Source organism: Pseudomonas germanica, from assembly GCF_019614655.1.
Lineage (GTDB): Bacteria > Pseudomonadota > Gammaproteobacteria > Pseudomonadales > Pseudomonadaceae > Aquipseudomonas > Aquipseudomonas neuropathica.
In genome coordinates, this window is the sequence record NZ_CP071586.1 from 6,116,167 (window position 1) to 6,139,968 (window position 23,802).

The following is a 23,802-nucleotide window of genomic DNA, read 5'->3' on the forward strand; positions in this document are numbered from 1 at the left end:
TCTCTCGAAATCGCTAATGGAAACTGTCCTTGCGGACAAAATTTAATCAGATGACTTTCTAACGAGTCATCGCGTGTTGAGTTGCTCACTCCAGTCACCCTTGCCGGGCTTTTGTTCTTCGACGAGCCAACAACCTGGTTCACCCCCCGATACCGCAAGTGAACCGTCAATCAAGTTCTACGTATTACTCGGTGACCACACTTGGCGAACCAAGGTTGGCCAGGCGCACGCTGTTCTGCACCTGGGCAATTTCACCCGGCGAGCCGATCGGCCCCAGGCGAACCCGGTGCAGGGTCTGTTGATTGCGCACGATCGAGCTGATGAACACCGGAGCGCTCACCATCCCGCTGAGCTTCGACCTCAGCAGTTCTGCAGCGTCCGGGTTGGCGAACGCGCCCACCTGCAGATACTGGCCAGACGCTGGTGCAGAAGCGTTTTTTTTTGCACTCATCGGCACGGGGACGGTGTCGGAGGCATGTTGCTGCGGCGGTGGCGTCCATTGCTCGACGGTGCCGGCCGAGGCCGTGATCACCGGGGCGCTACTCTGCGCGACTTGCGGCTCGTTGAGCATCAAAGGCGCCGGACGGCCCTTGGCGGCCCACCACTGCTGAGGATCGATGCCTTCGACCTTGACCCGCGCGGTGCCGATTTCGGCATAACCGAGCTTCTTCGCCGCAGCATAGGACAGGTCGATGATACGGTCAGAATAGAACGGCCCACGGTCGTTGACCCGCAGGATCACGCTCTTGTTATTGTCCAGGTTGGTCACCCGAACGTAACTTGGCAGTGGCAATGTCTTGTGGGCGGCACTCATGCCGTACAGGTCGTAGACCTCGCCGTTGGCGGTGTTCTGACCGTGAAACTTGGTGCCGTACCAGGACGCCGTACCCGAAGCCACGTAGGTCTTCGATTCCTGCAGCGGGAAGTAGGTCTTGCCCAGCACCGTGTACGGGTTGGCCTTGTACGGACCGGTGTGCAGGGTCGGCGTGGCATCCGGGATACGCGATACGTCGACGTCCCACCACGGCGCGCCATCTTTATGCGCACGGTTGATGTCCAGGCCCGGCTGGGCACGCACAGCGGTCGTGGTGGTTTTCTGAGTCGGCGAACGGCTGGTCGAGCAACTGGCGACCAGCACCGCCAACGCAGCGAATGCCACCAGCTTCAGGGGTTTATTGTTAGGCAATGCCCGCATTACTTGACGCCCCGTGCTTGTACCAGCTGTTCAGACAGTTGATGTACGGCCATGGCGTACATCACGCTGCGGTTATAACGCGTGATCGCGTAGAAATTCTTCAGGCCCATCCAGTATTCAGGGCCGTTGTCGCCTTCGAGGCGAAATGCAGTAACCGGCATATCATCGCGCAGCGCATCATGACTTGACCAGCCCAGCACTCGCAACTCTCCAACCGTTTTCGTCGGTTCGATGCCGGTGGTCAGGCCTTCATCGACCTGTTCGCCACGGACATCGGCACGGCTGACCACCGGCTCACCCGCGACCCAGCCGTGACGTTTGAAATAACTGGCGACGCTGCCGATCGCATCATCCGGGTTGTTCCAGATATTGATGTGGCCGTCACCGTCGAAATCCACCGCGTAAGCGCGAAAGCTGCTCGGCATGAACTGCGGCAGGCCCATGGCCCCGGCGTACGAGCCTTTGAGGGTCAATGGATCGACCTGTTCTTCACGCGCCAGCAGCAGGAACTCACGCAGTTCCTTGCGGAAAAATTCGGCACGGGGAGGATAGTCGAAACCGAGCGTGGACAAGGCATCGATCACCCGGTAATTACCGGTATTACGTCCGAAAAAGGTTTCAACGCCAATGATCGACACGATGACTTGTGCCGGCACGCCGTATTCCTGCTCGGCACGGGCCAGCGTCGCCTCGTGCTGACGCCAGAAGTCCACACCGCGTGCAATGCGCGCATCGGTGATGAACATCGGACGGTATTCTTTCCACTGCTTGACCCGCTCGGCAGGCCTGGAAATGGCGTCGAGAATCGCCTGCTTGCGCTGAGCTTCGCGGAACACCGCCATCAGCTGCTCACCAGCAAAACCGTAGTCGCGGGTCATTTCACCGACGAACTCGGCCACCTGCGGCGACCCTTCGTATTCGCCGGCCAGCGCTTCCTGCACGCTACCCAGCAGGCCGATCAGGCCTACCAATGGCGCGCATCGAGTCGCCCAGCCACGCATAACTTGCATTGAACTCTTCACCTTATTCAAACCTGTGCGATCCACTTGCGATGGGTATGGATCGACATCAAAACCCCAAACGCTGACAGCAGCGTCACCAGCGAAGTTCCTCCGTAGCTAATGAACGGCAACGGCACCCCTACAACCGGCAACAGGCCACTGACCATACCGATGTTGACGAAAACGTAAACAAAAAACGTCATAGTCAACGCGCCGGCGAGCAATTTGCCGAACAGCGTCTGGGCTTGAGCGGTAATCACCAGCCCCCGTCCAATCAGCAACAGATAGATCAGCAACAGCGCGCAGATACCGACCAGACCGAACTCTTCGCCGAGTACGGCAATGATGAAGTCGGTGTGGCTTTCCGGGAGGAAGTCCAAGTGCGACTGGGTGCCGAGCAGCCAGCCCTTGCCGAACACGCCGCCGGAACCAATCGCCGCTTTCGACTGAATGATGTTCCAGCCGGTGCCGAGCGGATCGCTTTCCGGGTCGAGGAAGGTCAGGATTCGCTGCTTCTGGTAGTCGTGCATGATGAAAAACCACATAGCCACCGACACCGGGATCGCCGCCGCCAGCACGCTGAGAATCCAGCGCCAGCGCAGCCCGCCCATGAACAGTACGAACGCGCCACCGGCAAGGATCAGCAGCGAAGTTCCCAGGTCAGGCTGGCGCACGATCAACACGAACGGCACGCCGATCAGCATCAGACTGATGCCGACATGCTTGAGTTGCGGCGGCAGCGTGCGCTTGGACAGATACCAGGCGATGGTCGCCGGCATCAGGATCTTCATGAACTCCGAAGGCTGGAAGCGGATCACCCCGGGGATATTGATCCAGCGTGTCGCGCCCATGGCGTTGTGCCCCATGATGTCCACCACCAACAGCAGCACCACGCCGATCACATAGCCGAGCGGCACCCAACGCGCCATGAAACGCGGCTCGAACTGGGCGATGATGATCATCGACACCAGACCGATGCCGAATGAAGTGGCCTGCTTGGCCAGCAGATCCCAGCTTTTGCCACTGGCCGAATACAGCACGAACAGGCTGCCGGCGGCGAGTATCAGCAGCAGGATCAACAACGGGCCATCGATATGCAGTCTTTGCAGCAACGTCGCGCGGCGACGCATCACATCCTCACTGGAGAGCATGCGATCAAAGTTATTCATCACGGGCCGTAGCCTCCGCACTGATTGGGCTGGCGTATTCGGCCTTCAAACGTCCGTCCTGATCGAGCAGCCAGGCATCCATGACCTGGCGCACCACAGGCGCGGCAACGCCGGAACCGGACTCACCGTTCTCGACCATCACCGAAACGACGATTTTCGGGTCATCGGCCGGAGCAAAACCGACGAACAGGGCGTGGTCGCGGTGGCGCTCCTGAACCTTGGAGCGGTCGTACTTCTCGCCCTGTTTGATCGCCACGACCTGCGCGGTACCCGACTTGCCAGCGATGCGGTATTGCGCGCCGATCGCCGCTTTGCGCGCGGTACCGCGCGCACCGTGCATTACCTGCTGCATGCCGTGGTTGACCTTGGTCCAGTCCGACGGATCACGCAGGATGATGTCCGGCATCGGATTCTCGTCCACCGGTTTCACCCCTTCGAGGGATTTGGCCAGGTGCGGACGGTTCCAAACGCCTTTGTTGGCCACCAGCGCGGTGGCCTGGGCCAGTTGCAGCGGGGTCGATTGCATATAGCCCTGGCCGATCCCGAGGATCAGGGTTTCGCCGGGGAACCACGCCTGCTTACGCGTCGCCCGCTTCCACTCGCGGGACGGCATCAGACCGGGGGATTCTTCGAACATGTCCAGCGAGACCTTCTGGCCGATGCCGAACTTGTTCATGTAGGCCGACAACCGATCGATACCGAGCTTGTGCGCCAGGTCATAGAAGTAGGTGTCGTTGGAACGCATGATCGCCGTGTCGAGGTCGACGAAGCCGTCACCGGTGCGGTTCCAGTTACGGTATTTGTGATCGTAGTTGGGCAGCATGTAGTAGCCCGGGTCGAATACCCGGCTCGACGCAGTCACTACACCGGAATCGAGGCCGGCAATCGCCACCGCCGGTTTGATCGTCGAGCCTGGCGGATACAGACCGCGCAACACGCGGTTGAACAGCGGCCGGTCAATGGAATCACGCAACTCGGCATAGGCCTTGAAGCTGATCCCGGTGACGAACAGGTTCGGGTCGAAGCTCGGCTGACTGACCATCGCCAGCACTTCGCCGGTCTTCGGATCGAGCGCAACTACCGCACCACGACGTCCGCCGAGTGCAGCCTCCGCGGCTTCCTGCAACTTGATGTCCAGGCTCAGAACAATGTCCTTGCCGGGAATCGGATCGGTGCGCTTGAGCACGCGCAAGACGCGGCCGCGGGCGTTGGTTTCGACTTCTTCGTAACCGACCTGACCGTGCAATTCCGGCTCGTAGAAACGCTCGATGCCGGTCTTGCCAATGTGGTGGGTGCCGCTGTAATTGACCGGATCGAGGGTCTTCAGCTCTTTCTCGTTGATCCGCCCCATGTAGCCGACCGAGTGCGCAAAGTGCGCGCCCTGCGGATAGTGACGAACCAGCTGCGCCACCACTTCTACGCCGGGCAGCCGGAACTGGTTCACCGCAATCCGGGCGATCTGCTCCTCGGTCAGCTCGAACAGGATCGGCACCGGCTCGAACGGTCGGCGCCCCTGACGCATGCGCTTCTCGAAGATCACCCGGTCTTCAGGCGTCAGCTCCAGCACTTCGACGATGACGTCGAGCACCTGCTGCCAGTCGCCGGAGCGCTCGCGGGTCATGCTCAGGCTGAAGCTTGGACGGTTGTCCGCCACCACCACGCCGTTGCGGTCGAAAATCAACCCACGGGTTGGTGGAATTGGCTGCACATGGACACGGTTGTTTTCCGAGAGCGTCGAGTGGTACTCGTACTGGATCACCTGCAAGTAATACAGCCGCGCGATCAACACGCCGATCAGCAGCATGATCGCAATGGCCCCGAACACGACGCGGCTACGCACCAGGCGTGCGTCCTTTTCGTGGTCCTTGATGCGGATCGGCTGAGACATGAGGGCTGGATTACTTGTGGTAAGGGTGACCGGACAGCACGGTCCAGGCACGATACAACTGTTCGCCGATCAGGATCCGCACCAACGGGTGCGGCAACGTAAGCGGCGACAACGACCAGCGCTGATCGGCACGGGCGCAGACTTCAGGCGCCAGCCCTTCCGGGCCACCGACCATGAAATTGACCGTGCGCGAATCCAGCCGCCAACGGTCGAGTTCGACCGCCAGCTGCTCGGTACTCCAGGGTTTGCCGTGGACTTCCAGCGTGACGATCCGCTCGTTCGGCCCGACCTTGGCCAGCATGGCTTCGCCTTCCTGGCGGATGAATCGGGCCACGTCGGCATTCTTGCCACGGGTATTGAGCGGTATTTCCACCAGTTCCAGCGCCAGCTCGGACGGAAGACGCTTGGCATATTCATGCCAGCCTTCTTCCACCCACTTGGGCATGCGTGAACCGACGGCGATCAGGCGCAGTCGCACAGCAATCCCTTACAGCTGGTCTTTGTTGAGCTTGGTGAAATGCTCGTGGGTGTTTTCCGGGCTGTGGTGCTTGGCATCGGCCGCACGGCTCTGCTCGGCACCGGCCCACAGGCGTTCCAGGTCGTAGAACTGACGTGCCGAGGCGGTCATCATGTGCACGATCACCAGGTCCAGGTCGAGCAGCACCCAGTCACTGTCGCCCTTGCCTTCTTCGCCCAGCGGCTTGGCGCCCTGCTTTTTGACTTCTTCGCGAACCTTGTCGAGCATCGCGTTGATCTGGCGGTTGGAAGTACCGGTGGCGATGATCATGTAGTCAGTGATGCTCTGCTTGTCGCGAACATCGATGATCTGGATGTCTTGTGCCTTGACGTCTTCCAGGGCAGCCACGGCCAGCTTGACCAGCTCGTCGCCTTTCAGCGGCTCATTGGTGTTGACCGGCTCTGGCAGCGGGGCGCTCTTGAATGTGCCTTTGCGCTTTACTTTGGTTTGGTCTTTGTCAGTCATATAAAACTCGTTTTGCTCGTATATTCGGCGGCTTGGCGACACGTGGATTCGTATCAGTGAAGCACGCCTTGTTCAGTTCGACGCACGGTACAGACCGTGCGCATCGATGTAGGCCAGGACCGCGTCGGGCACCAGGAAACGTACCGACTTACCGCTGGCCAGCAGTTGACGGATCTGGGTGGCGGAAACCGCGAGCGGTGTCTGCCAGACGAATGCAATCTGTCCGCTCGGCCCTTTCAGGGCCAGCGGGTCGCTCACCGAACGCGCTGCCAGCAGGTTGCGCAAGGCATCCGGCGGTTCGCTGTCGGCGTCCGGGCGCTGTAGCACCAGGATATGGCAATGCTGGAGCAACTCTTCCCAGCGGTGCCAAGTGGGCAGGCCGCAAAATGCGTCCCAGCCCAAAAGCAGAAAAACCTGGGTCTCGGCGGGCATTTCCGCGCGCATCGACTCCAGGGTATCAATGGTCCAAGACGGTTTGTCCCGCTGCAATTCGCGGGCGTCCACCACCAGCGGCGGCAATCCGGCCACCGCACATTCGACCATCGCCAGCCGATCCTGCGCCGACACCTGCGGCGTACCGCGATGAGGCGGCCGCGCGTTCGGCATCAGGCGCAACTCATCGAGCGCCAGCGCTTCGGCGACTTCCAGCCCACCGCGCAAATGGCCGATGTGCACCGGGTCGAACGTGCCGCCCAGGACGCCAATGCGCCGGGGGCGGTACTCGTTGCCGGCTTGCGGCGCTGTCAGGTCGAGGTCGGTCAAGTCAGACCGTCGCCTGGCCGCGCAACTGGCCATCACCGACCACGACGTACTTCTCGCAGGTCAGTCCTTCGAGACCCACCGGGCCGCGGGCGTGCAGCTTATCAGTAGAAATACCGATCTCGGCACCCAATCCGTATTCAAATCCATCGGCAAAGCACGTCGGCGTGTTGATCATCACCGACGCCGAGTCGACTTCCGCCACAAAACGACGGGTGTCAGCGAGGTTTTCGCTGACGATCGAGTCGGTGTGATGGGAGCCGTAATGGTTGATGTGTTCGATCGCCTGATCCAGACCGTCGACCACGCGAATCGACAGGATCGGCGCCAGATACTCGGTGCTCCAGTCGTCTTCGCTGGCAGCAACGGCTTCGATGATCGCCCGCGTACGTTCGCAACCACGCAGTTCGACGCCTTTTTCGCGGAACTGGGCGGCCATCGACGGCAGGAAATCCTTAGCAACAGTTTGATCGACCAGCAAGGTCTCCATCGCACCGCAAATACCGTAGCGATAAGTCTTGGCATTGAACGCGATGCGCTGGGCCTTGGGCAGATCGGCGTGGGCACTGACGTAAACGTGGCAGATACCGTCCAGATGCTTGATCACTGGTACGCGGGCATCACGGCTGATACGTTCGATCAGGCCACGGCCACCGCGCGGCACGATCACGTCGACGTACTCGGGCATGGTGATCATCGCGCCAACAGCGGCACGGTCAGTGGTTTCGACCACTTGCACCACAGCGGCAGGCAATTCGGCCTCGGCCAGACCGCGCTGAATGCATGCGGCAATCGCACGGTTGGAATGAATCGCTTCAGAGCCACCGCGCAGAATGGTCGCATTGCCGGACTTCAGGCACAGGCTGGCAGCATCGATGGTCACGTTGGGACGGGACTCGTAGATGATCCCGATCACGCCCAACGGCACGCGCATCTTGCCGACCTGAATGCCCGACGGACGGAAGCTCATGTCGCGGATCGCACCGACCGGATCCGGCAGTGCAGCGACCTGACGCAAACCGACGATCATGCCGTCGATGCGCGCCGGGGTCAGTTCCAGACGCTCCAGCAGTGCCGGTTCCAGACCATTGGCGCGACCGGCGGCCAGATCCTGCTCATTGGCGGCGGCAAGCTCGGCGCGCGCGGCGTCCAAGGCATTGGCAGCAGCCTGCAAGGCGCGGTTTTTCTGCGCGGTGCTGGCACGGCCGATGACCCGGGAGGCTTCGCGGGCGGCGCGACCCAATCGGGTCATGTAGTCAAGAACGGACTCAGTCATGGTCTGCTGGGGTCTTGGCAAAGAGGAAAGCGGCAGATTATAGCTGCCGCGTCCCGGGACTAACAGCGGTGACGGGCGGATGGTCGAAATGAACGCGGATTCGCCGGCGTTCAGGCCCAATTAAGCCGCGCGTTGTTATCATCACGACCTCCTGAGCCTGGATAAACATTGCCTGCCATGTCCAACCTGACCGTTCGCAACCGCGTCGAACGCCTGCCGCTAGGGCTGCCGGACGCCTTTTTCGACCGTGATGCGCAAGTGCTGGCGCAGGATCTGCTCGGCAAAGTCATTCGTCACCGGGTCGGCGATCTGTGGCTGAGCGCGCGAATCATCGAAACCGAAGCCTATTACTGCGCAGAAAAAGGCAGCCACGCCTCGTTGGGCTACACAGAAAAGCGTAAGGCTTTGTTTCTGGATGGCGGCCACATCTATATGTATTACGCCCGTGGCGGTGATTCGCTGAACTTCAGCGCGCAGGGGCTGGGCAATGCGGTACTGATCAAATCCGCCTATCCGTGGGTCGATGAAATCAGCGGTCCGGCGAGTCTGGCGCAGATGCTGCTGAACAATCCCGACGCGCAGGGACGTGCGCGGCCTTCGCAAAAGCTTTGCGCCGGGCAAACCCTGCTGTGCAAAGCGCTGGGACTGAAAGTGCCGGTGTGGGACGCCAAGCGTTTTGATCATGAAGTCCTTCTGGTAGAAGACACCGGGCCGGCACCTTCGCACATTATCCAGACAACACGCCTGGGCATCCCCCTCGGCCGGGACGAACAATTGATGTACCGCTTCGTCGATGCGACTTACGCGCAATGGTGCACGCGGAACCCGCTGCGACGCGGTCAGGTCGAAGGCCGAGATTATTTTCTGCTGTAAACACACACTCATGTAGGAGCTGCCGAAGGCTGCGATCTTTTGATCTTGCTTTCAGGATCAAGATCAAAAGATCGCAGCCTTCGGCAGCTCCTACAGAAGGCCATTAATGATTTGGAGTTTTTCTGTATGGGCCCATGGCTCGATAGCGTGACCGGGTGGCTGGCCGCCAATCCACAATGGCTGGCGGCTGCAGTTTTCATTGTGGCCTTTGTGGAATGCCTGGCGATTGCCGGTTTGATCGTGCCGGGCACCGTGCTGCTGTTTGCCGTCGCCGTGCTGGCCGGCAGCGGCGCCCTGTCACTGAGCGAGACCTTGTTGCTGGGCTTCCTTGGCGGGATTCTCGGCGATGCCGTTTCGTACTTCCTCGGTCGCCATTTCCACCAGAACATTCGGCGCCTGCCGGGGCTACGGCATCATCCGGAATGGATGGCCGGCGCCGAGTCGTATTTCCAGCGCTACGGCATTGCCAGTCTGCTGGTCGGCCGCTTCATCGGGCCATTGCGACCGATGCTGCCCATGGTCGCCGGCATGTGCGACATGCCCTTCCCGCGTTTTGCCGCTGTCAGCCTGCTGGCGGCCGCCGGCTGGAGTCTCGCCTATCTGCTGCCGGGCTGGGCCACCGGCGCGGCCTTCCGTCTGCCATTGCCTGAAGGGTTCTGGCTGGAGGCCGGCATTGTCGCTGGCAGCATCGCCGCAATGGTCGGCCTCAGCGTGAACAGCAGCCTGCGTCGCCACCGTCGCGCGACCATCTGGATCAGCAGCATGAGCCTGTTGATTCTGATTGGCCTGTTCATCGGCTATCCGTACCTGACAGCACTCGATCAAGGGGTGATGACGCTGGTGCAGGAACATCGCCAGCCAATGCTGGATGAAATTGCGGTCACACTGACCCTGATCGGTGAGTTCCGCAACATGCTGCTGTTCAGCGTCCTGCTGACCGGCCTGTTGCTGCTGTGCCGGCAATGGCGCCATGCGATCTTCGTTGGCGGTACGCTGCTGGTGACCGCATTGGCCAACACCGGGACCAAATACTTCTTCGCCCGGGTGCGTCCGGAAGTGCTGACCGACCCACTGACCACTTACAGCATGCCCAGTGGCCATGCCTCAGGTTCGTTTGCACTGTTTCTGACCCTGGCGGTACTCGCCGGCCGTGGCCAGCCGCCACGCATGCGCCTGACCTGGTTGCTGATCGCCTGTATTCCGGCCCTTTCCATCGCCCTGTCGCGGGTCTATCTGGGCGCTCATTGGCCAACCGACGTGCTGGCCGGCGCCATGCTCGCCGCCTGTGTCTGCGCTGCCGCCCTGTGGCTGAGCCAGCGTAAAACCCCACTCAATCCTATGCCGTTCAAGATCTGGTGGTTGATCCTGCCGGCAATGTTGGCGCTGTTCGGGTTTTTCGTCCTGCGGCACTTACCTCATACCTTGTTGCGTTACGCCTATTGAATCTGGCGATACACAAGCCTTAATCCTTCTGCGCTGCTCTTTTAGGAATTCTCCGACAAGAGCAGCGCTGTTCTCTTATTCAAACTTACTCGCCCACGGTAAAAATCCTTATTTACCAAACCGCAACTTCGCACACTTCAAACTAAAAACAACCGAAGTTACATATCAATTACGAACCCTCACGCCAGCGCCTTCCATAACTTGAAAAACCAGTTAGATTAAATCCACATATTTGAAACCCTTAGGCATATTCTCACCCATTAAAGTGAGACCGCCTGCACTTGCCTGCCCAACAATCAATTCAACTGACGAAGCGAGGGTTTCAATACATCAACTGATTTCGAGTACGCCATGAGTCCAAAGACACCGCGCAAACCACCCCAGAGCTCAACGCAACAACCTGAAGCGAGCACATTCCCGCCCCTGCGTACCGACACACCGTTCACTCCAGGTGGCCCTTCGATTTTCCGGTTACCGGGTTTGCCGAGTGGCCAGTATCCCGTTCACACCGCTGGCGGCTGGCCGGTCGCGGATGCAACCCCGCCTGCCGTGGTCATCCAACCGATGCAGGCGACGAACCCTGCCCGCCTCGCAAGCGATAATTCCCCCGACACCTACTGGCTGCGTGACGACTTCCTGCGTGGAATGAAACCGGCGGAGGATGACGGTTTTCGCTGGATCGTCGGACGACAGTTTGTCGACGTCGAATATGAAGGCGACTTGCGCACCACCCATGTTGGCCAGGATGCCGATGGGGTTTATCGCTGCAAGATGGTCACCGAGCGGTCCGCGTCCGGACCGGCGCTGTACCGGAATGAAGGCCGGTTGACCTGGCGCCTGACGGAGCATCCGGCACCCGCCATGGCCTCGACAAAACGACCTGCGCCGCTACCGGGCGATCAACCGGGGATCGACCCCGTCGCGAAACGGCCTCGACCCGCCCACCTCGATTCGAATCTGTACAAGGCATCGCTGCGTTCACCGGATGCCCAAGGCTATTACGAACTGGCCCCTGCATTCGGGGCGAACAACGTGATCACGCAATTTGCCTTTATGGACGCTTTTGGTCACTGGATCCCGGTCGATCCGCCCGCAGGCGGATTCGGTGCCGAGCCCACGCTCTTGAAGCATTGGACAGACCATGAGATCTGGCAGGTGTACAACATCCATGGCCAGGATCTCGTGCGTTTTCGCACCGAAGCCCAAGCCAGCGGCAAGAGTCCGCAATGGGCGATTCCCAAAGTCACGAACCCGCACCGCGACTTGCTGCGCGACACCCTGCGCTGGCTGCACCCAAGCATGAATCCTGCACAGCGCGAAGCATTTCTGCAGTCCTATAACCTGCTGCCCAGCCAACTGGCCCGCTTGCAACAGGACCTGAAGACCGAACTGCAAATGCCGCAATGGGCGCAGGCACACAAACACCTGATCGACGACCTCGACCATCCGCAGCGTCTCGAGCAACTGAGCCGCGAGGCTGTCGAGGAACTTAACCTCAAGCGTGATGCCCGGCATGACTGGTACAGCCCGGAAACCAGTATGACCGCGCCGGTGCGCGAAGCGCTGCTGGGCAAACTCGGCTATCTGCGCAACAAGAACAATTGCCTGTACCGCACCGACGTGCCGGCGCTGTTCCGTGGCGATGAACGCACACCGTTCGAGCTCGCCAATGACGGCTTCATGCTACCGCGATACCAGCACAAACCGGGCGCCACCACGCATAAGCCGATGAGCGCAACCTTCAGCCTCAAAGAAGGCCTGATGTACGCAAGGGAGCCTGACCCCGAGTACTTGCGGTTCAACAGCCAGACGAGCAAATACCCGGGGCGGGATGCTGACGATAGCGCCTCGGGCAGCGATGTCAGTGATACCGAGAGCAGCTCATCGTCCGAATGGTCCGACGCCACAAGCCCGGTGCCGTGGGATCGCGATCGCCACTATGAATCAACACGCACACGTCAGCGGGAAATGTTTCTGTATGTGCTCGACACCCGCGACCTGGAAGTGGTGCCTCATGAAGAAAACATGAGTTTCAATTCAGCGGCCCGCGACACACCCCCCACCTGGTTTCCCTCCGATGACTTCGAAGGGCTGATATCAGTCAGCCGCAGAGGACTGGATGCCGAGCGTATCTGGCTGCTGAATTCGGACCTGAGCAAAGCCGTGAGGGTCGATGACCTCAAGGAACAGGCAGGCGCGAACGCTGAGCGCATCGAAGCCGCCACCCATGCCGGACACGAGAACAAATTCGCCTACGACCAGTTGATCGACAACGCCGAAGCCGCCGGCAAACCTGTGCTCAGTCTGTCGGGCAACGGCGACGAATTCGCCTACGCCATCCACTGGCCCGAGTCGACAACGCCGGCGGCTCGACATCAATGACACACCGGTAGGGACACCGGTCATGCGTTTTCATTAAAGGATTAATGACATGTCAAAACTTATCGCTCCGCCACTTCAAATCGCCAATATCAGCGCCGTTCAGGTCAATCCCGTCAGCGCCTCGGCCAACCCCCATGCGCCGCCGGCGGGCACGCTCAACGCAGTGTTGCCAGACGACGCTGACGCCCCTTATCGACGCACACTCAAATCCCTCGACAAACATTTCGGCCCCTTGCGCATCGGCGAAATACTCACCAGCCGTGTCGAACTCCTGGCCTTGGGCGCGACCGTGCACGGCCAACCCATCAGCCCGGCGAATGCCGGCATGCAGCGCGTGGATCAACACTTTCTCGACGGACTCAATTTCGATGCAGACCGGGTACAGCCGCGTCTGCTGTCCGTCGACAATCCGGACAGCAATGTAGCGGCGATGCTGTTTTATGAAATCGCCTGCAAGCGCTCAGTCGATGCCGGGGCGCTGTTCGTCGCCGATATAACCATTGCCACCGGCAGCGCGGTGGACCGCCTGAACCAGTTGGGCAAGGCTGCGCAAAAACTGGATATTCATCGCGCCGACGCACTGGAAAATGCCCCGGGCTGGATCAGCAAAAACAAAAGCTATTTGATGAGCGGCGCCGGGGTCGGCATGCAGGCGTTCGGCATCTACAGCGGCTACAAGGCGATGATTGATGCGATCAAGCACGGAGACACGCTGGAAGCGGTTTTCCAGGGTGGCTCGATCGCCGCCGAGTTCGGCTCGCTGATCATCGAACGCGGGCTGACCAAGACCGGTGAGGCCATGCTCAGAAACGGCGGCAACGCGCTGAAGTATTTCCCGCTGACCTCGGTGGGCAAATACATGAGCCGCGGTGCCGGGATGTTCGCCAGCGCCATCACCTTGCCCTTCGACATTCTCGATGCCATCAAGTCGTTCAATGCCGCCGCCGCAGCGCAGGGCAAAGAGGCCCAGGATCATTACGTCAGCGGCGGTCTTAGCGTCGCCGGGGCGAGTATCAGCCTGGTGCTGGGCGTCGCCGCACTGGCCGGGTTTGGCAGCGTCGCCGGGCCGGTCGGGCTGGTCGCCGCCGGACTGCTTATCGCCGCCTCGATGATCTACCAGGCCGCCCGAGTGGTGGACGACATCGATGACTACATCGAACTGACGCTTGAAGAACGCATGCGCTCCGGCTGGTTCGCCTTCACCAACAAGGAACTGGACCAGGACGTACTGGATCGCTTCAAGCTCGCCAAGGGCTATCGGGACCACCAGCGAAAACTGGAGTTGTCGGCCAAGGACATGCTGGAGAACGCCTACAAACACGCCATCGAACACGTGATCAACGGTGCCTTTCAGGTTGAATTGAAGCCCGTTGAAATCTGGCGCTACCAGTGGGACGAAAGCGCTGGCCAACAACCGTTCAAGCTCGACAACCAGGCCGTGGTTGTCGACGGCGATGACGTGATCGATGCCGGCAAAGGCCTGCCCGCCAACCTCAAAGGCAAAGTGTCGGGCAGTGCCGGTGACGACAAAGGCATTTTCTGGCGCTTGGGTGACGGCAATGACCGGGTTATCGGGGTCCGGGACAAGCCCAATCTGTTCACTTATCGCGCGGATCACAAGGCTCTGACCGGAGGCGACAGGGACGATGCGTTCTATCAGGAGATTACCGAGCAGCAATTGAACCTCACCAGCAAACCGGCCCACCTCAATGTGCTGGACGGTGGCGCAGGTGCCGACACCCTGGCCTTCGAAGGCAGCCGCCCGCTCAGCGACACCCGCCATATCGGTCACGACATCAACCTGCACAGTGGCAGGGTGGCGCTGCGCGGTCTTGATCCTGAGGAAAATGCCGTTGACGTCGCGCAGCTCACGTCGATCGAAAACGTCTCGACCCTGCGCAGAGGCACCAGCCGCGTCAGCGGAAACGACGCGGCCAACCGGATTTCCGCCAATGGCTACGACCGCATCAGCGCCGGCGCAGGCGATGACACGATTGCCGTCTACGGAGCGGACTGTCGGGTGGACGGCGGCAGCGGCGCAGATCGTTTTTACATCGCCAGCAGCAACACCCGCACGACCCTTAACGAGGACGCTGAAGCGTCGAGTCTGATCGAGTTCGGCTGGCCGGCGGAGGTCATCCAGCGTTGGCAGATCGTCGGCACTGCGCTGGTGATCAGCTCATTGCGCGGCAAGGATGGTAACGACCCGGAACATGTACTGACACTCGAAAATGTCTACCAGTGGGTCGATGGCAAACGCCTGTTGAACAATGACCGATTCCGTTTCAAGACCGAGGATGGCTATGAGCTGCTGGTCCAGCTACCCCAGCAGCCAGATGAGGCGCTGCAGCAGGATATAACCCCCGTCGTTGTCGTCATCGGCCAACCCGCCGCTGCACCGCAAATCGTTAACGGCGGCATGATCGAGATCGCCGAACAGGGCTTGAAGCAGCACTTTGTTGCTCGCACCGAGCGTCCGGTGGAATTCGTTGCCCAGCGCAATACCGCCGAAACGTCCCGCACTGTTTATCTGGAATTCGACAACGCTGAAATCATCGATGTGCAGGTCAGTTATGAAGTGCAGGTGCGCAAAGGCGTCTCTGGCACGACCCACTTGTACTACACAGACTTCACCCTGACGGTCTCCCTGCCGTCGAAATTGGTTATGTTCAAAGGTGTGGTCCAGCCCATCGCGGCGGCCACCGGTTACAGCGGCAGAAACAGCCTGAAAGTCACCACCCCACGCCTGCAGCAGAACGTTGTGCTGGTTCTGCAGGACCAGGTTTCCTACCGCCTGCAAGTTCCCGCACTGGATTATGAAGACGATGTAAAAAACCCCGGCACCCGCGTACGCAGCACCCGAAGTTGCCTCAAGCAACGCAATGGCAACTATCGCTTTGTCAGACCATTGGCCAGCGTGAAACCGCTGATAACGGCAGAACCCAGTCGCATCACCATCGACACCGGTTCGCACACCGGCATCTATGTACTCGATGGCCAGAGTTCGACGTACGATGTCCATCTGGCCAGCAACACCATCATTCGCCTTTCGACGCCAGGCGCTGCAGCGAAAACCGCCGATGCATCGACCTGGACGCTGTACACCGACAAAATGAAAGAAACGGTCACCCGCGACGACATCCAACTGGACGGCAATCGTCTGCACATCGCTAGCGTCACCGTCGAATTGCCCGATATCGAAGACGACATCCCGGTGGAATCCATCAGCGTGGCCACTTCGGCCGGCCATATTTATGAAGTGTCGCTGTTGTTTGAAGTGCTGCAGCTTTACGTCATTGATGCACGTGGCTACGCCGATATCGAAGCTCTGTTGGCCGAGGTCAATGCCCATCAACAGCGAAACGAACTGGCAGCAAGGGTTCATGTAACCCACGTCGGAATCGACGCAGGAACGATCGGTACGGTGGTTTACAACGCAGTAAGGAAACACTGGGCGCTGGCCAGCGATCCACAGGTGCGAATCAACCAGCAAGACCTGGTCTTTTCCAACGACAAGACCTGACCCTCACCACGTGCCCGTCTGGATCAGACGTCCACACGGGCACCCGTTCACCTCAGCCTACGGACAGGCTGACTCGCCAAAAACGGAGTTTATTCATGCGCCAAAAACCCGGGCTACTGCCTAAATCACCTTTAGTCGAAACGCCCGTCACCTCTACACTGGCCTCCGCAGATCATTCGCCGAGCAGAGCGATATTTGCAAACCCTGAAAACATTCCGGGGCCTATACCCGTCGAGGCGCCCTCCTCACCCAAACGACCTCGTCTGGAGGAACCCGGGACCTCCCAAGCAAAAACCTCCCCCATCCAAGTGAGCGTCACATCGAGATCCGCCACAGACAGGCCAGACTTTTCGATGACGTCGCTGGAAGATTTCGCCCATCCGTATTTCGGCGATCTGCCAGGGCCGAATGAATCCGGCATCCGGCGTTATCTCGCCAAGGACTGGGTGGACGTGCGACTGCCAGGCTCAGAAGGCCGACACCACGTTTGTGTTCAATACGATGCCGACCTCAGGGCCTATCGGGCAATGTCCTCCTGGCGCCTGGCACCAGGCCCACCCATTTACCGGACCACGCAAGGCCATCTGTGGAGCCTGGATCGGCACCTCACCCTCCTCAACGTTGATGACTACGCGTTTTCCGCAACACCGAATGCTGACGGTTACTACACCTTTCGCGCTCTCGGTACGAGCGGCGATGACGCCATCCTCGGCTATGCCATCAAGGATCCGGAGCATCACTGGATTGCCATCGATCCTGCGCAGGCAAAACGCAACAGGATGGCCGATGCGCCACTTGCGCAATGGTCGGATCAGGACATCCAGCGCATGTACATTCTGGATGACACCGGGATTGCCGCCTTCCGCGCAGAAGCACAAGCGACCGGCAAGGCGCCGGGCTGGGCACTTCGCGCGCAGAACACCGAAGACCATCTGTTTGTCGCTGATTCTTTGAAGTGGCTGCATCCACACATGACCCTTGCCCAGCGCCTGCAATTGCAGCGCAGCTATAACCTGACCCAGGAGCAACTGTGTCGGCTGCGCACAGAGTCGGGCGACGGCCAGATACCGCAATGGGCTGAACAGCACAAACGCCTGACGCTCGATGCGACCAATGAGCAGCGCTTCAAGCTGATCGGCGAAGAGCTGGAAAACTACGTTGAGGAATTACGGAGTCAAGGGCTGGCCCTCGCCCACCATTGGCCCGCCACCCGCTACAGCGACGCCTTTTTGGCCGATTACGCGACCCACCTCGGCTACCAGCGAACCCGCCACGGCATGTTGTATCGCACCGACATTCCGGCAATGTTCCGCGGCGAAACCCGATTACCCTTCGAGTTGGCGCGGGATGATCGAATGATGCACCGTAAAGGCAATCCCAAGGGCACCACGAACAAGCGCGCATTGAGTGCAACGTTCGGACTGCATGACGCCACCGCTTACGCGGCGACCAAGGGCGGCTTCTATCACGAGTTGCATTACAACTCGCAGGCCAATCGTTTTCCCGGGGTGAATCCTCAAAGCTCGAAAACACGAACCGGCGAATCCTCCGACTCGGGCAGCAGTTCGGTGTCGGAGGGTAAACGAACCGGCGACGAGACCGACTCTGACAGCTCGTTCGTTTTCGATGATTCGAAAGATTATGTATCCACGCGCCGCCAGCAAACCACGTCATTCGTCTACGCCATTGATACCCGAGGCCTGGAAGTGGTGCCGGGGGCAGAAAACAAGGCATTCAACCCCGCTAACGGCACATTCCTCTTCGACGACCTGGAAGGGCATATCTCCACGCCCACACGCGGCATCAGTGCCGAGCGGATCTGGCTGGTGCGTTCCGACCTGACGCAAGCCGCCCGGGTCAAGGATGTGCTGACACAGGCGGGTGACCGGGTCGTGGCCATCGAGCAGGCCACCTGGGCGGGAACCGACAGTCGAGCTGCCGGGTATTTTGGCGCCAACGCCTATGACAGCCTTATCGATGAAATCGCCGGTTCTGGCGGCGTGATACTGGATCTGCCCAAAGGCGACAAGACGTTCGCCGACGACATCGTCTGGCCTGTGCCCGAGCATTACCGAACCTGAAAAAAGGCGCCATTCACCCAGACATGAATGGCGCCTTTTTATGGAGTAGCGGCTGGGCTCTATTTGATAACCTTGATCACAAATATTGCCGGTTTGTGATTGAAGGCGTTATGCCCCGTCCTGTTAGGATCGACGTCGAGGAATGTGCTCATTCCGCTGCTTATATGGCGATACAAGGGCTTGTCATCAGGTTCGTGGATCAACTCTAGATAGGCAGGGCCGGACTCGATATGACTGAAGGAGGCCTTTGAAGCACCAGACTTGCTGATTGAAAAGTATTGCTCTGGCGCACGGATACTGGCCAACAGATTATGAGTCTTGTCCTCTATGAATAACCGCGCACCATCGAATGTTCCCGCGAGCACAAGGCTGATGGCATATTCGTCACCCTTTGGGACGAACTTCAACAACAGTGGAGTGTCGTCATCATGGTCAGCCAGCGTTATGAAGCTGGACACGCGCGAATCCGCCAACCCCACTTCGGCATCCAGTTTTTCTGCCTTGGTTATGCGAAGGTCACGCAAAGCCTGTTGCAAACGTAGTTGATTAAGTACCACTGGCCGGCCATCAAGATAAAGATGCGCAGTGAATGTCTGGTTGTTTGTTTTTGCTAAAGCCATGGGATTGCCCACCTGTAAACACCCCGCCGTCAATTAGCCACGACGACAGGCAATGCTGAAAAAGTAAATAATCAAACCGCAGTCGCAGTCACTACGGCGGTGGCGGACGCCGACATCCGTGGCACTTCGCCGCCAGGGACTTTTTCAGATTTTCGTTTACGCCGGGCTATTACCATCCGGTCCGCATAAGTGGATGCCGCCTCAATTACGTGGCTAACGTTATGATCCGCCCCGGCATGTTTCAAAATATACTTGCCAGCAATATCATCCCAAAACGCCCATTCATCTTCATAGACAGTCATGCTCTCATCCTTATTTTTATTCAAGTTATCCGCTTCCTGCGGACAACTTGAAATTAAGACAAAGACAAAAGCAAAACAATGCTGGCAGGCGCCATCAGTTAATTCAAAGTGCAACTAGGCGAACAACTCACCTTGTAGTTCGTCGAGCAGCGCCTGGATTGCATCCAGCCGCTGCTGGGGATCATCGAGTTGTAACAGATCGATCTTGTCTTCTTCGGCGAAGGGCAGCAGATAGGCCAACTGATTGGCCAGCGATTGCTGACCCAGCGCTTCAGTGCCCATGTCCAGCGCTTCCACCATCGGGTGCTCGGCCAGTGCCTTGAGCAGCGCCACCAGATCAGCATCCTCATCCTGTAACGGTTGCTCGGGTTCGTCATCCAGCCAGTCGACATCGGCGAGGATCAACTGATCGCGCTGCACCTCGGTACTCAACACCGTGAACCGCCGCCCGCCCTGCACACGAATGCCGAGCAAGCCGTTGTCCTGCTGCTGAAAGTCGGTGATGCGCGCTTCGCAGCCGACCCGAGCAAAACCTTCTGGCGCGACGCCGACTTCGTGGCCATCAAGGATGCACACCACACCGAAACCGCCACCCTGCTTCATGCAGCGGCCGATCATGTCGAGATAGCGCGCCTCGAAGATCTGCAAATCGAGGTTGCAGCCGGGAAACAACACGGTGTTCAGCGGGAAAAGCGGCAGACTCATAGATATTTCCTTACACCACCATCGACACCGCCAGCGGCAGGAAGACTGCCGTGGCCACGCCCATCAGACTCATCGCCAGCGCCGCAAACGCGCCGCACTCATCACTTTCCTGCAACGCCACCGACGTGCCGACCGCATGCGCGGTCATGCCCAGCGCCATGCCACGCGCCTCGGGACTGTGCACGCCGAGGCGAGTCAGTAGCGCCGGGCCGAAGATCGCACCGATCACCCCGGTGATCAACACGAATACCGCCGCCAGCGCCGCAACGCCACCAATCTGCTCAGCCACCAGCATTGCGATCGGCGAGGTCACCGACTTCGGCGCCATGGTCATCAGAATCATGTGCTCGGCACCGAACCACCAGCCCAGCGCCACCCCCATGCCGGTGGCGACTACGCCGCCTATCACCAGCGTAGTAAAAATCGGCCAGAACAATTGGCGAATACGCCGCAGGTTGAGATACAGCGGCACCGCCAGTGCCACGGTCGCAGGGCCGAGCAGAATGCTGAGGATCTCGGTGCTCTTGCGATATTCGGCATAGGTCAGGCCACAGCCGACCAGCACACCGATCACCAACAGCATGGAGACCAGCACCGGTTGCAGAAAGATCCAGCGGGTTTTCTCGAACGCCGCCAGCACCAGTTGATAGGCGCCGAGGGTGATGCCGATGCCGAACAGCGGATGATGGATAACGGAGGCCCAGGCGCCCTGCCAGTCAAAGAGCATCAGGACTCCTCCGATGTGCGGGCATGCCGTTTGACCAGGCGTTGCATCAGCACCCCGGTGAAGGCCATCGACAGGATCAACGACAGCACCAACGCACCGACAATCGCCCAGAAATCCGCAGCAATGTCGCTCGCATAAACCATCACGCCCACGGCCGGGGGCACCAGCAGCAATGGCAGATAGCGCAGCAGGCTGCCAGCCGCGAGGTTCAGCGGCTCACCCACTTCACCGCGAACGATCAGGAAGACCAGCAACAGCAGCAGACCGATGATCGGCCCCGGCAGCACTGGCAAGAGCAAATGATTGAGCGCCGTGCCGAGCAATTGGAACAGCACCAGCAGGGTCAGGCCACGTAGCAACATCCGACATCTCCGTCTTACTTTTCACCCAGCAGGGGCTCGGCATTATAAGCACGCCTGCGCTATGGATCGGCATTCGCCAAAAGCATGGTCGGTTGACCGGAGCAAATCGCCATGATGATCTACAGTGGTTCGCAGGGCGGTCAAATCCCCCACCTGAAAAACTATAAAACCGATGAACCCAAGGAGAGTCTCAATGCCCTATGTTCCCGTTGCAGAGCTCAAAGATTATGTCGGCAAGGAACTCGGACGTTCCGAATGGCTCACCATCGATCAGGAACGCATCAACCTGTTCGCCGAAGCCACCGGTGATTATCAGTTCATTCACGTCGACCCGGTCAAAGCCGCGCAAACGCCATTTGGCAGCACCATTGCCCACGGTTTCCTGTCGTTGTCGCTGATCCCGAAATTGATGGAAGACATCCTGATCCTGCCGCAAGGCGTGAAGATGGTGGTCAATTACGGCCTGGACAGCGTGCGTTTCATCCAGCCAGTGAAGGTCAATTCCAAGGTCCGCCTCAAGGTCGATCTGGGCGAAGTGACCGAGAAAAAACCGGGCCAGTGGCTGCTCAAAGCCACCGCGACACTGGAGATAGAAGGCTCGGACAAACCGGCCTATATCGCCGAGCCACTGTCGCTCTGCTTCGTCTGATGGTTCTGGATGCGAAGCAGCGCACGCTGTTTCGCGTCAACACTGTTTTTACCGGCTGCATTAGGTCACATAGCTGCGGCATACTCGGTCGCCTAATTGCCCGGATCCCGCTATGCGCTCACTCGCTCGTCTTGCACCCCTTGCCTTGACCCTGATGCTCACCGCGTGCGGCGACGGCGAATCGCTGCTGCCCCCGGATGCGCGCCTGCCCGACGGTGGACGCTATCGTGGTGAACTGGTCGATGGCTTGCTGCAAGGTCAGGGCCGCGTCGACTACCCCAACGGCAGCTGGTATGCCGGGCAGTTCGATAAGGGTCAGTGGCATGGTCAGGGCGAATGGCATGGCAGCAACGGCGAGGTCTATCGCGGACAGTTTCAGCAAGGCCTGTTCGACGGCCAAGGCAGCCTGACCACCAACGCCAGTAGTTACACCGGCGGCTTCAAACAGGGACGCCGCGAAGGCGAAGGCACCCTGAAAGAAAACGCCATGACCTACCGTGGCGAGTTCAAGGCTGACCAATACTCCGGGCTCGGCCGTCTGGAAATGGACGACGGCAGCTCCTATCAAGGCCAGTTCGCCCACGGCAAGCCCAACGGCGAAGGCCAACGCGGCGATGCCAGCGGTAACTCGTTCAGCGGGCATTTCGTCAACGGTCAGCTGGAAGGCAAAGGCACCTTCAACAGCGCGGACGGCGATATCTACGTCGGCGGCTTCAAGAACAATCAACTGCACGGCAAAGGTCGCTACGAAAACGCCGACGGCGATGTCTGGCTCGGCCAGTTCAAGGAAGGCGCGCTGACCGGCAAGGGCGAACTGATCGGCGCCGACGGTAGCCATTACATCGGCACGTTCAGCGACTGGCGCTTCAGCGGTCAGGGCCGTTTGAACCTGTCCGATGGCAGCTTTTACATCGGCGGCTTCGACAACGACAGCTACTCCGGACGCGGCACCCTGGTGCTCACCGATGGCAGCGTGATGAGCGGCACCTGGGTCAATGGGCAGCGCGTGCGCGACGCCGACGGCAAGTTATTGCCCGATACGCTCGAACTCGGCTTGCTCGCTCAGGGCCGCCTGCTTGATGACGCGTTGGCCGCCATTCCCGCGTCGACCCCGGCGGTCGAGTTATACACGTTGACCCTCGGCGGCGACGGCAAACAAAGCGTGTTCCTGCGCGAATCCGACTACGTCGCTAACATGCTCAACACGCGCTTTGGCGCTTATGGCCAGGTCCGCCTGGTCAACCACCGTGACCACCTCGGCGACCGGCCGATGGCCACCCGCGAGAACCTGCGTCGTGCCGCGCAAACGCTGGCCGAACGCAGCGGCCCGGAAGACCTGCTGTTCATCTACCTGACCAGTCACGGCACCGCCGAACATGAGCTGGTGCTCGACCAGCCGCGTATGGAACTGGCCGACCTGCCCGCCGATGAACTCGCCGCTGTACTGGCACCGCTGAAAAACCGCGACAAAATCATCGTGATTTCGTCGTGCTACTCCGGCGGCTTTATCCCGGCGCTGAAAGACGAACGCACGCTGATCATGACCGCCTCGCGCGCCGATCGGGTGTCCTTCGGCTGTTCGGAAGAAGCCAACTTCACCTATTTCGGCGACGCCCTGTTCGCCCAGGCGCTGAACCAGACCGATGATCTGGAGCAAGCCTTCAAACTGGCCAAGGCCACCGTCGCCGAACGGGAACTGGCGGACAATTTCGAAGCCTCGGAGCCGCAGATCTGGGCGCCGAAAACCGTGTTGTCGCACTGGCAACTGTTGCGCAAACAGCAAGCCAGAAAAGCTTTGCAAAGTGCTGCATTGAACGACGGAGCGATAAAGAGCAACTAAGCTGAACAGTATCAAGGGAGAGACA

General features: G+C 59.6%; 20 protein-coding genes. 7 read left to right on the forward strand and 13 right to left on the reverse strand.

Annotated elements, in window-relative coordinates; all coding sequences use genetic code 11:
• Positions 1–184: 184 nt before the first annotated feature.
• The 8 genes from J0G10_RS27125 to J0G10_RS27160 form a co-directional block, all read right to left on the reverse strand.
• Complete coding sequence (locus tag J0G10_RS27125) at positions 185–1,195, reverse strand: septal ring lytic transglycosylase RlpA family protein (protein WP_095048776.1); 1,011 nt, start codon at positions 1,193–1,195, stop codon at positions 185–187.
• Positions 1,195–2,205, reverse strand: a complete 1,011-nt coding sequence (mltB, locus tag J0G10_RS27130; protein ID WP_095048777.1) for a lytic murein transglycosylase B — start codon at positions 2,203–2,205, stop codon at positions 1,195–1,197. The genes J0G10_RS27125 and mltB overlap by 1 nt, the downstream gene beginning before the upstream one ends.
• 17 nt (positions 2,206–2,222) lie before the next feature.
• A complete protein-coding gene (rodA, locus tag J0G10_RS27135; protein WP_095048844.1) occupies positions 2,223–3,326 on the reverse strand; it encodes a rod shape-determining protein RodA in 1,104 nt (367 codons plus the stop codon).
• Between the two features lie 31 nt (positions 3,327–3,357).
• On the reverse strand, positions 3,358–5,253 hold the full coding sequence (mrdA, locus tag J0G10_RS27140) for a penicillin-binding protein 2 (protein WP_095048778.1): 1,896 nt from the start codon (positions 5,251–5,253) through the stop codon (positions 3,358–3,360).
• A 10-nt stretch (positions 5,254–5,263) separates the two neighbouring features.
• The gene (gene rlmH / locus J0G10_RS27145) at positions 5,264–5,731 is read right to left on the reverse strand and encodes a 23S rRNA (pseudouridine(1915)-N(3))-methyltransferase RlmH (protein WP_003185785.1); all 468 of its coding nucleotides are present in this window, start codon (positions 5,729–5,731) and stop codon (positions 5,264–5,266) included.
• Between the two features lie 9 nt (positions 5,732–5,740).
• On the reverse strand, positions 5,741–6,235 hold the full coding sequence (gene rsfS, locus J0G10_RS27150) for a ribosome silencing factor (protein ID WP_016986117.1): 495 nt from the start codon (positions 6,233–6,235) through the stop codon (positions 5,741–5,743).
• Positions 6,236–6,307: 72 nt separating this feature from the next.
• Positions 6,308–7,030: a nicotinate-nucleotide adenylyltransferase gene (gene nadD, locus J0G10_RS27155; protein ID WP_095048779.1), complete on the reverse strand. Its 723-nt coding sequence runs from the start codon at positions 7,028–7,030 to the stop codon at positions 6,308–6,310.
• A complete protein-coding gene (locus J0G10_RS27160) occupies positions 6,999–8,270 on the reverse strand; it encodes a glutamate-5-semialdehyde dehydrogenase (RefSeq protein WP_220557044.1) in 1,272 nt (423 codons plus the stop codon). The genes nadD and J0G10_RS27160 overlap by 32 nt, the downstream gene beginning before the upstream one ends.
• A 177-nt stretch (positions 8,271–8,447) precedes the next feature.
• Here J0G10_RS27160 and J0G10_RS27165 point away from each other — a divergent pair, with 177 nt between their 5' ends.
• The 5 genes from J0G10_RS27165 to J0G10_RS27185 all read left to right on the forward strand — a co-directional run bounded on the left by J0G10_RS27165 (position 8,448) and on the right by J0G10_RS27185 (position 18,572).
• Positions 8,448–9,143 (forward strand): DNA-3-methyladenine glycosylase, encoded by a 696-nt coding sequence (locus J0G10_RS27165; RefSeq protein ID WP_220557045.1) that lies wholly within the window; start codon positions 8,448–8,450, stop codon positions 9,141–9,143.
• 126 nt (positions 9,144–9,269) lie between these two features.
• Complete coding sequence (locus J0G10_RS27170; RefSeq protein ID WP_095048781.1) at positions 9,270–10,586, forward strand: bifunctional DedA family/phosphatase PAP2 family protein; 1,317 nt, start codon at positions 9,270–9,272, stop codon at positions 10,584–10,586.
• Between the two features lie 351 nt (positions 10,587–10,937).
• On the forward strand, positions 10,938–12,968 hold the full coding sequence (locus tag J0G10_RS27175) for a hypothetical protein (RefSeq protein ID WP_220557046.1): 2,031 nt from the start codon (positions 10,938–10,940) through the stop codon (positions 12,966–12,968).
• 49 nt (positions 12,969–13,017) lie between these two features.
• Complete coding sequence (locus J0G10_RS27180) at positions 13,018–16,491, forward strand: calcium-binding protein (RefSeq protein ID WP_220557047.1); 3,474 nt, start codon at positions 13,018–13,020, stop codon at positions 16,489–16,491.
• Positions 16,492–16,844: 353 nt separating this feature from the next.
• A complete protein-coding gene (locus J0G10_RS27185) occupies positions 16,845–18,572 on the forward strand; it encodes a hypothetical protein (RefSeq protein ID WP_245398006.1) in 1,728 nt (575 codons plus the stop codon).
• Between the two features lie 59 nt (positions 18,573–18,631).
• Here J0G10_RS27185 and J0G10_RS27190 read toward each other — a convergent pair whose 3' ends face one another.
• The 5 genes from J0G10_RS27190 to J0G10_RS27210 all read right to left on the reverse strand — a co-directional run bounded on the left by J0G10_RS27190 (position 18,632) and on the right by J0G10_RS27210 (position 21,288).
• Positions 18,632–19,192: a hypothetical protein gene (locus tag J0G10_RS27190; protein ID WP_095048784.1), complete on the reverse strand. Its 561-nt coding sequence runs from the start codon at positions 19,190–19,192 to the stop codon at positions 18,632–18,634.
• A 71-nt stretch (positions 19,193–19,263) separates the two neighbouring features.
• Complete coding sequence (locus J0G10_RS27195) at positions 19,264–19,494, reverse strand: hypothetical protein (protein WP_095048785.1); 231 nt, start codon at positions 19,492–19,494, stop codon at positions 19,264–19,266.
• A gap of 114 nt (positions 19,495–19,608) precedes the next feature.
• Complete coding sequence (locus tag J0G10_RS27200; RefSeq protein WP_095048786.1) at positions 19,609–20,199, reverse strand: LON peptidase substrate-binding domain-containing protein; 591 nt, start codon at positions 20,197–20,199, stop codon at positions 19,609–19,611.
• A 10-nt stretch (positions 20,200–20,209) separates the two neighbouring features.
• Positions 20,210–20,926 (reverse strand): LrgB family protein, encoded by a 717-nt coding sequence (locus tag J0G10_RS27205; RefSeq protein ID WP_095048787.1) that lies wholly within the window; start codon positions 20,924–20,926, stop codon positions 20,210–20,212.
• Positions 20,926–21,288, reverse strand: coding sequence for a CidA/LrgA family protein (locus J0G10_RS27210; RefSeq protein WP_095048788.1), 363 nt, complete (start codon positions 21,286–21,288; stop codon positions 20,926–20,928). Before J0G10_RS27210 ends, J0G10_RS27205 begins: the two co-directional genes overlap by 1 nt.
• A 193-nt stretch (positions 21,289–21,481) precedes the next feature.
• On the opposite strand from J0G10_RS27210, the gene J0G10_RS27215 reads away from it, so the two are divergent.
• Together J0G10_RS27215 and J0G10_RS27220 are read left to right on the forward strand one after the other, a co-directional pair.
• Complete coding sequence (locus J0G10_RS27215) at positions 21,482–21,937, forward strand: MaoC family dehydratase (RefSeq protein ID WP_007909575.1); 456 nt, start codon at positions 21,482–21,484, stop codon at positions 21,935–21,937.
• A 112-nt stretch (positions 21,938–22,049) separates the two neighbouring features.
• Positions 22,050–23,777, forward strand: coding sequence for a C13 family peptidase (locus tag J0G10_RS27220; protein ID WP_095125498.1), 1,728 nt, complete (start codon positions 22,050–22,052; stop codon positions 23,775–23,777).
• Positions 23,778–23,802: the final 25 nt, after the last annotated feature.

Coding starts and splice junctions, on each gene's coding strand:
- J0G10_RS27180 (WP_220557047.1), top strand. CDS start 13,018: ATGTCAAAACTTATCGCTCCGCCACTTCAAATCGCCAATATCAGCGCC.
- rodA (WP_095048844.1), bottom strand. CDS start 3,326: ATGCGTCGCCGCGCGACGTTGCTGCAAAGACTGCATATCGATGGCCCG.
- rsfS (WP_016986117.1), bottom strand. CDS start 6,235: ATGACTGACAAAGACCAAACCAAAGTAAAGCGCAAAGGCACATTCAAG.
- nadD (WP_095048779.1), bottom strand. CDS start 7,030: ATGGCCAGTTGCGCGGCCAGGCGACGGTCTGACTTGACCGACCTCGAC.
- J0G10_RS27200 (WP_095048786.1), bottom strand. CDS start 20,199: ATGAGTCTGCCGCTTTTCCCGCTGAACACCGTGTTGTTTCCCGGCTGC.
- J0G10_RS27195 (WP_095048785.1), bottom strand. CDS start 19,494: ATGACTGTCTATGAAGATGAATGGGCGTTTTGGGATGATATTGCTGGC.
- J0G10_RS27215 (WP_007909575.1), top strand. CDS start 21,482: ATGCCCTATGTTCCCGTTGCAGAGCTCAAAGATTATGTCGGCAAGGAA.
- J0G10_RS27170 (WP_095048781.1), top strand. CDS start 9,270: ATGGGCCCATGGCTCGATAGCGTGACCGGGTGGCTGGCCGCCAATCCA.
- J0G10_RS27185 (WP_245398006.1), top strand. CDS start 16,845: ATGACGTCGCTGGAAGATTTCGCCCATCCGTATTTCGGCGATCTGCCA.
- J0G10_RS27205 (WP_095048787.1), bottom strand. CDS start 20,926: ATGCTCTTTGACTGGCAGGGCGCCTGGGCCTCCGTTATCCATCATCCG.
- J0G10_RS27210 (WP_095048788.1), bottom strand. CDS start 21,288: ATGTTGCTACGTGGCCTGACCCTGCTGGTGCTGTTCCAATTGCTCGGC.
- J0G10_RS27160 (WP_220557044.1), bottom strand. CDS start 8,270: ATGACTGAGTCCGTTCTTGACTACATGACCCGATTGGGTCGCGCCGCC.
- J0G10_RS27190 (WP_095048784.1), bottom strand. CDS start 19,192: ATGGCTTTAGCAAAAACAAACAACCAGACATTCACTGCGCATCTTTAT.
- J0G10_RS27165 (WP_220557045.1), top strand. CDS start 8,448: ATGTCCAACCTGACCGTTCGCAACCGCGTCGAACGCCTGCCGCTAGGG.
- mltB (WP_095048777.1), bottom strand. CDS start 2,205: ATGCAAGTTATGCGTGGCTGGGCGACTCGATGCGCGCCATTGGTAGGC.
- mrdA (WP_095048778.1), bottom strand. CDS start 5,253: ATGTCTCAGCCGATCCGCATCAAGGACCACGAAAAGGACGCACGCCTG.
- J0G10_RS27175 (WP_220557046.1), top strand. CDS start 10,938: ATGAGTCCAAAGACACCGCGCAAACCACCCCAGAGCTCAACGCAACAA.
- J0G10_RS27220 (WP_095125498.1), top strand. CDS start 22,050: ATGCGCTCACTCGCTCGTCTTGCACCCCTTGCCTTGACCCTGATGCTC.
- J0G10_RS27125 (WP_095048776.1), bottom strand. CDS start 1,195: ATGCGGGCATTGCCTAACAATAAACCCCTGAAGCTGGTGGCATTCGCT.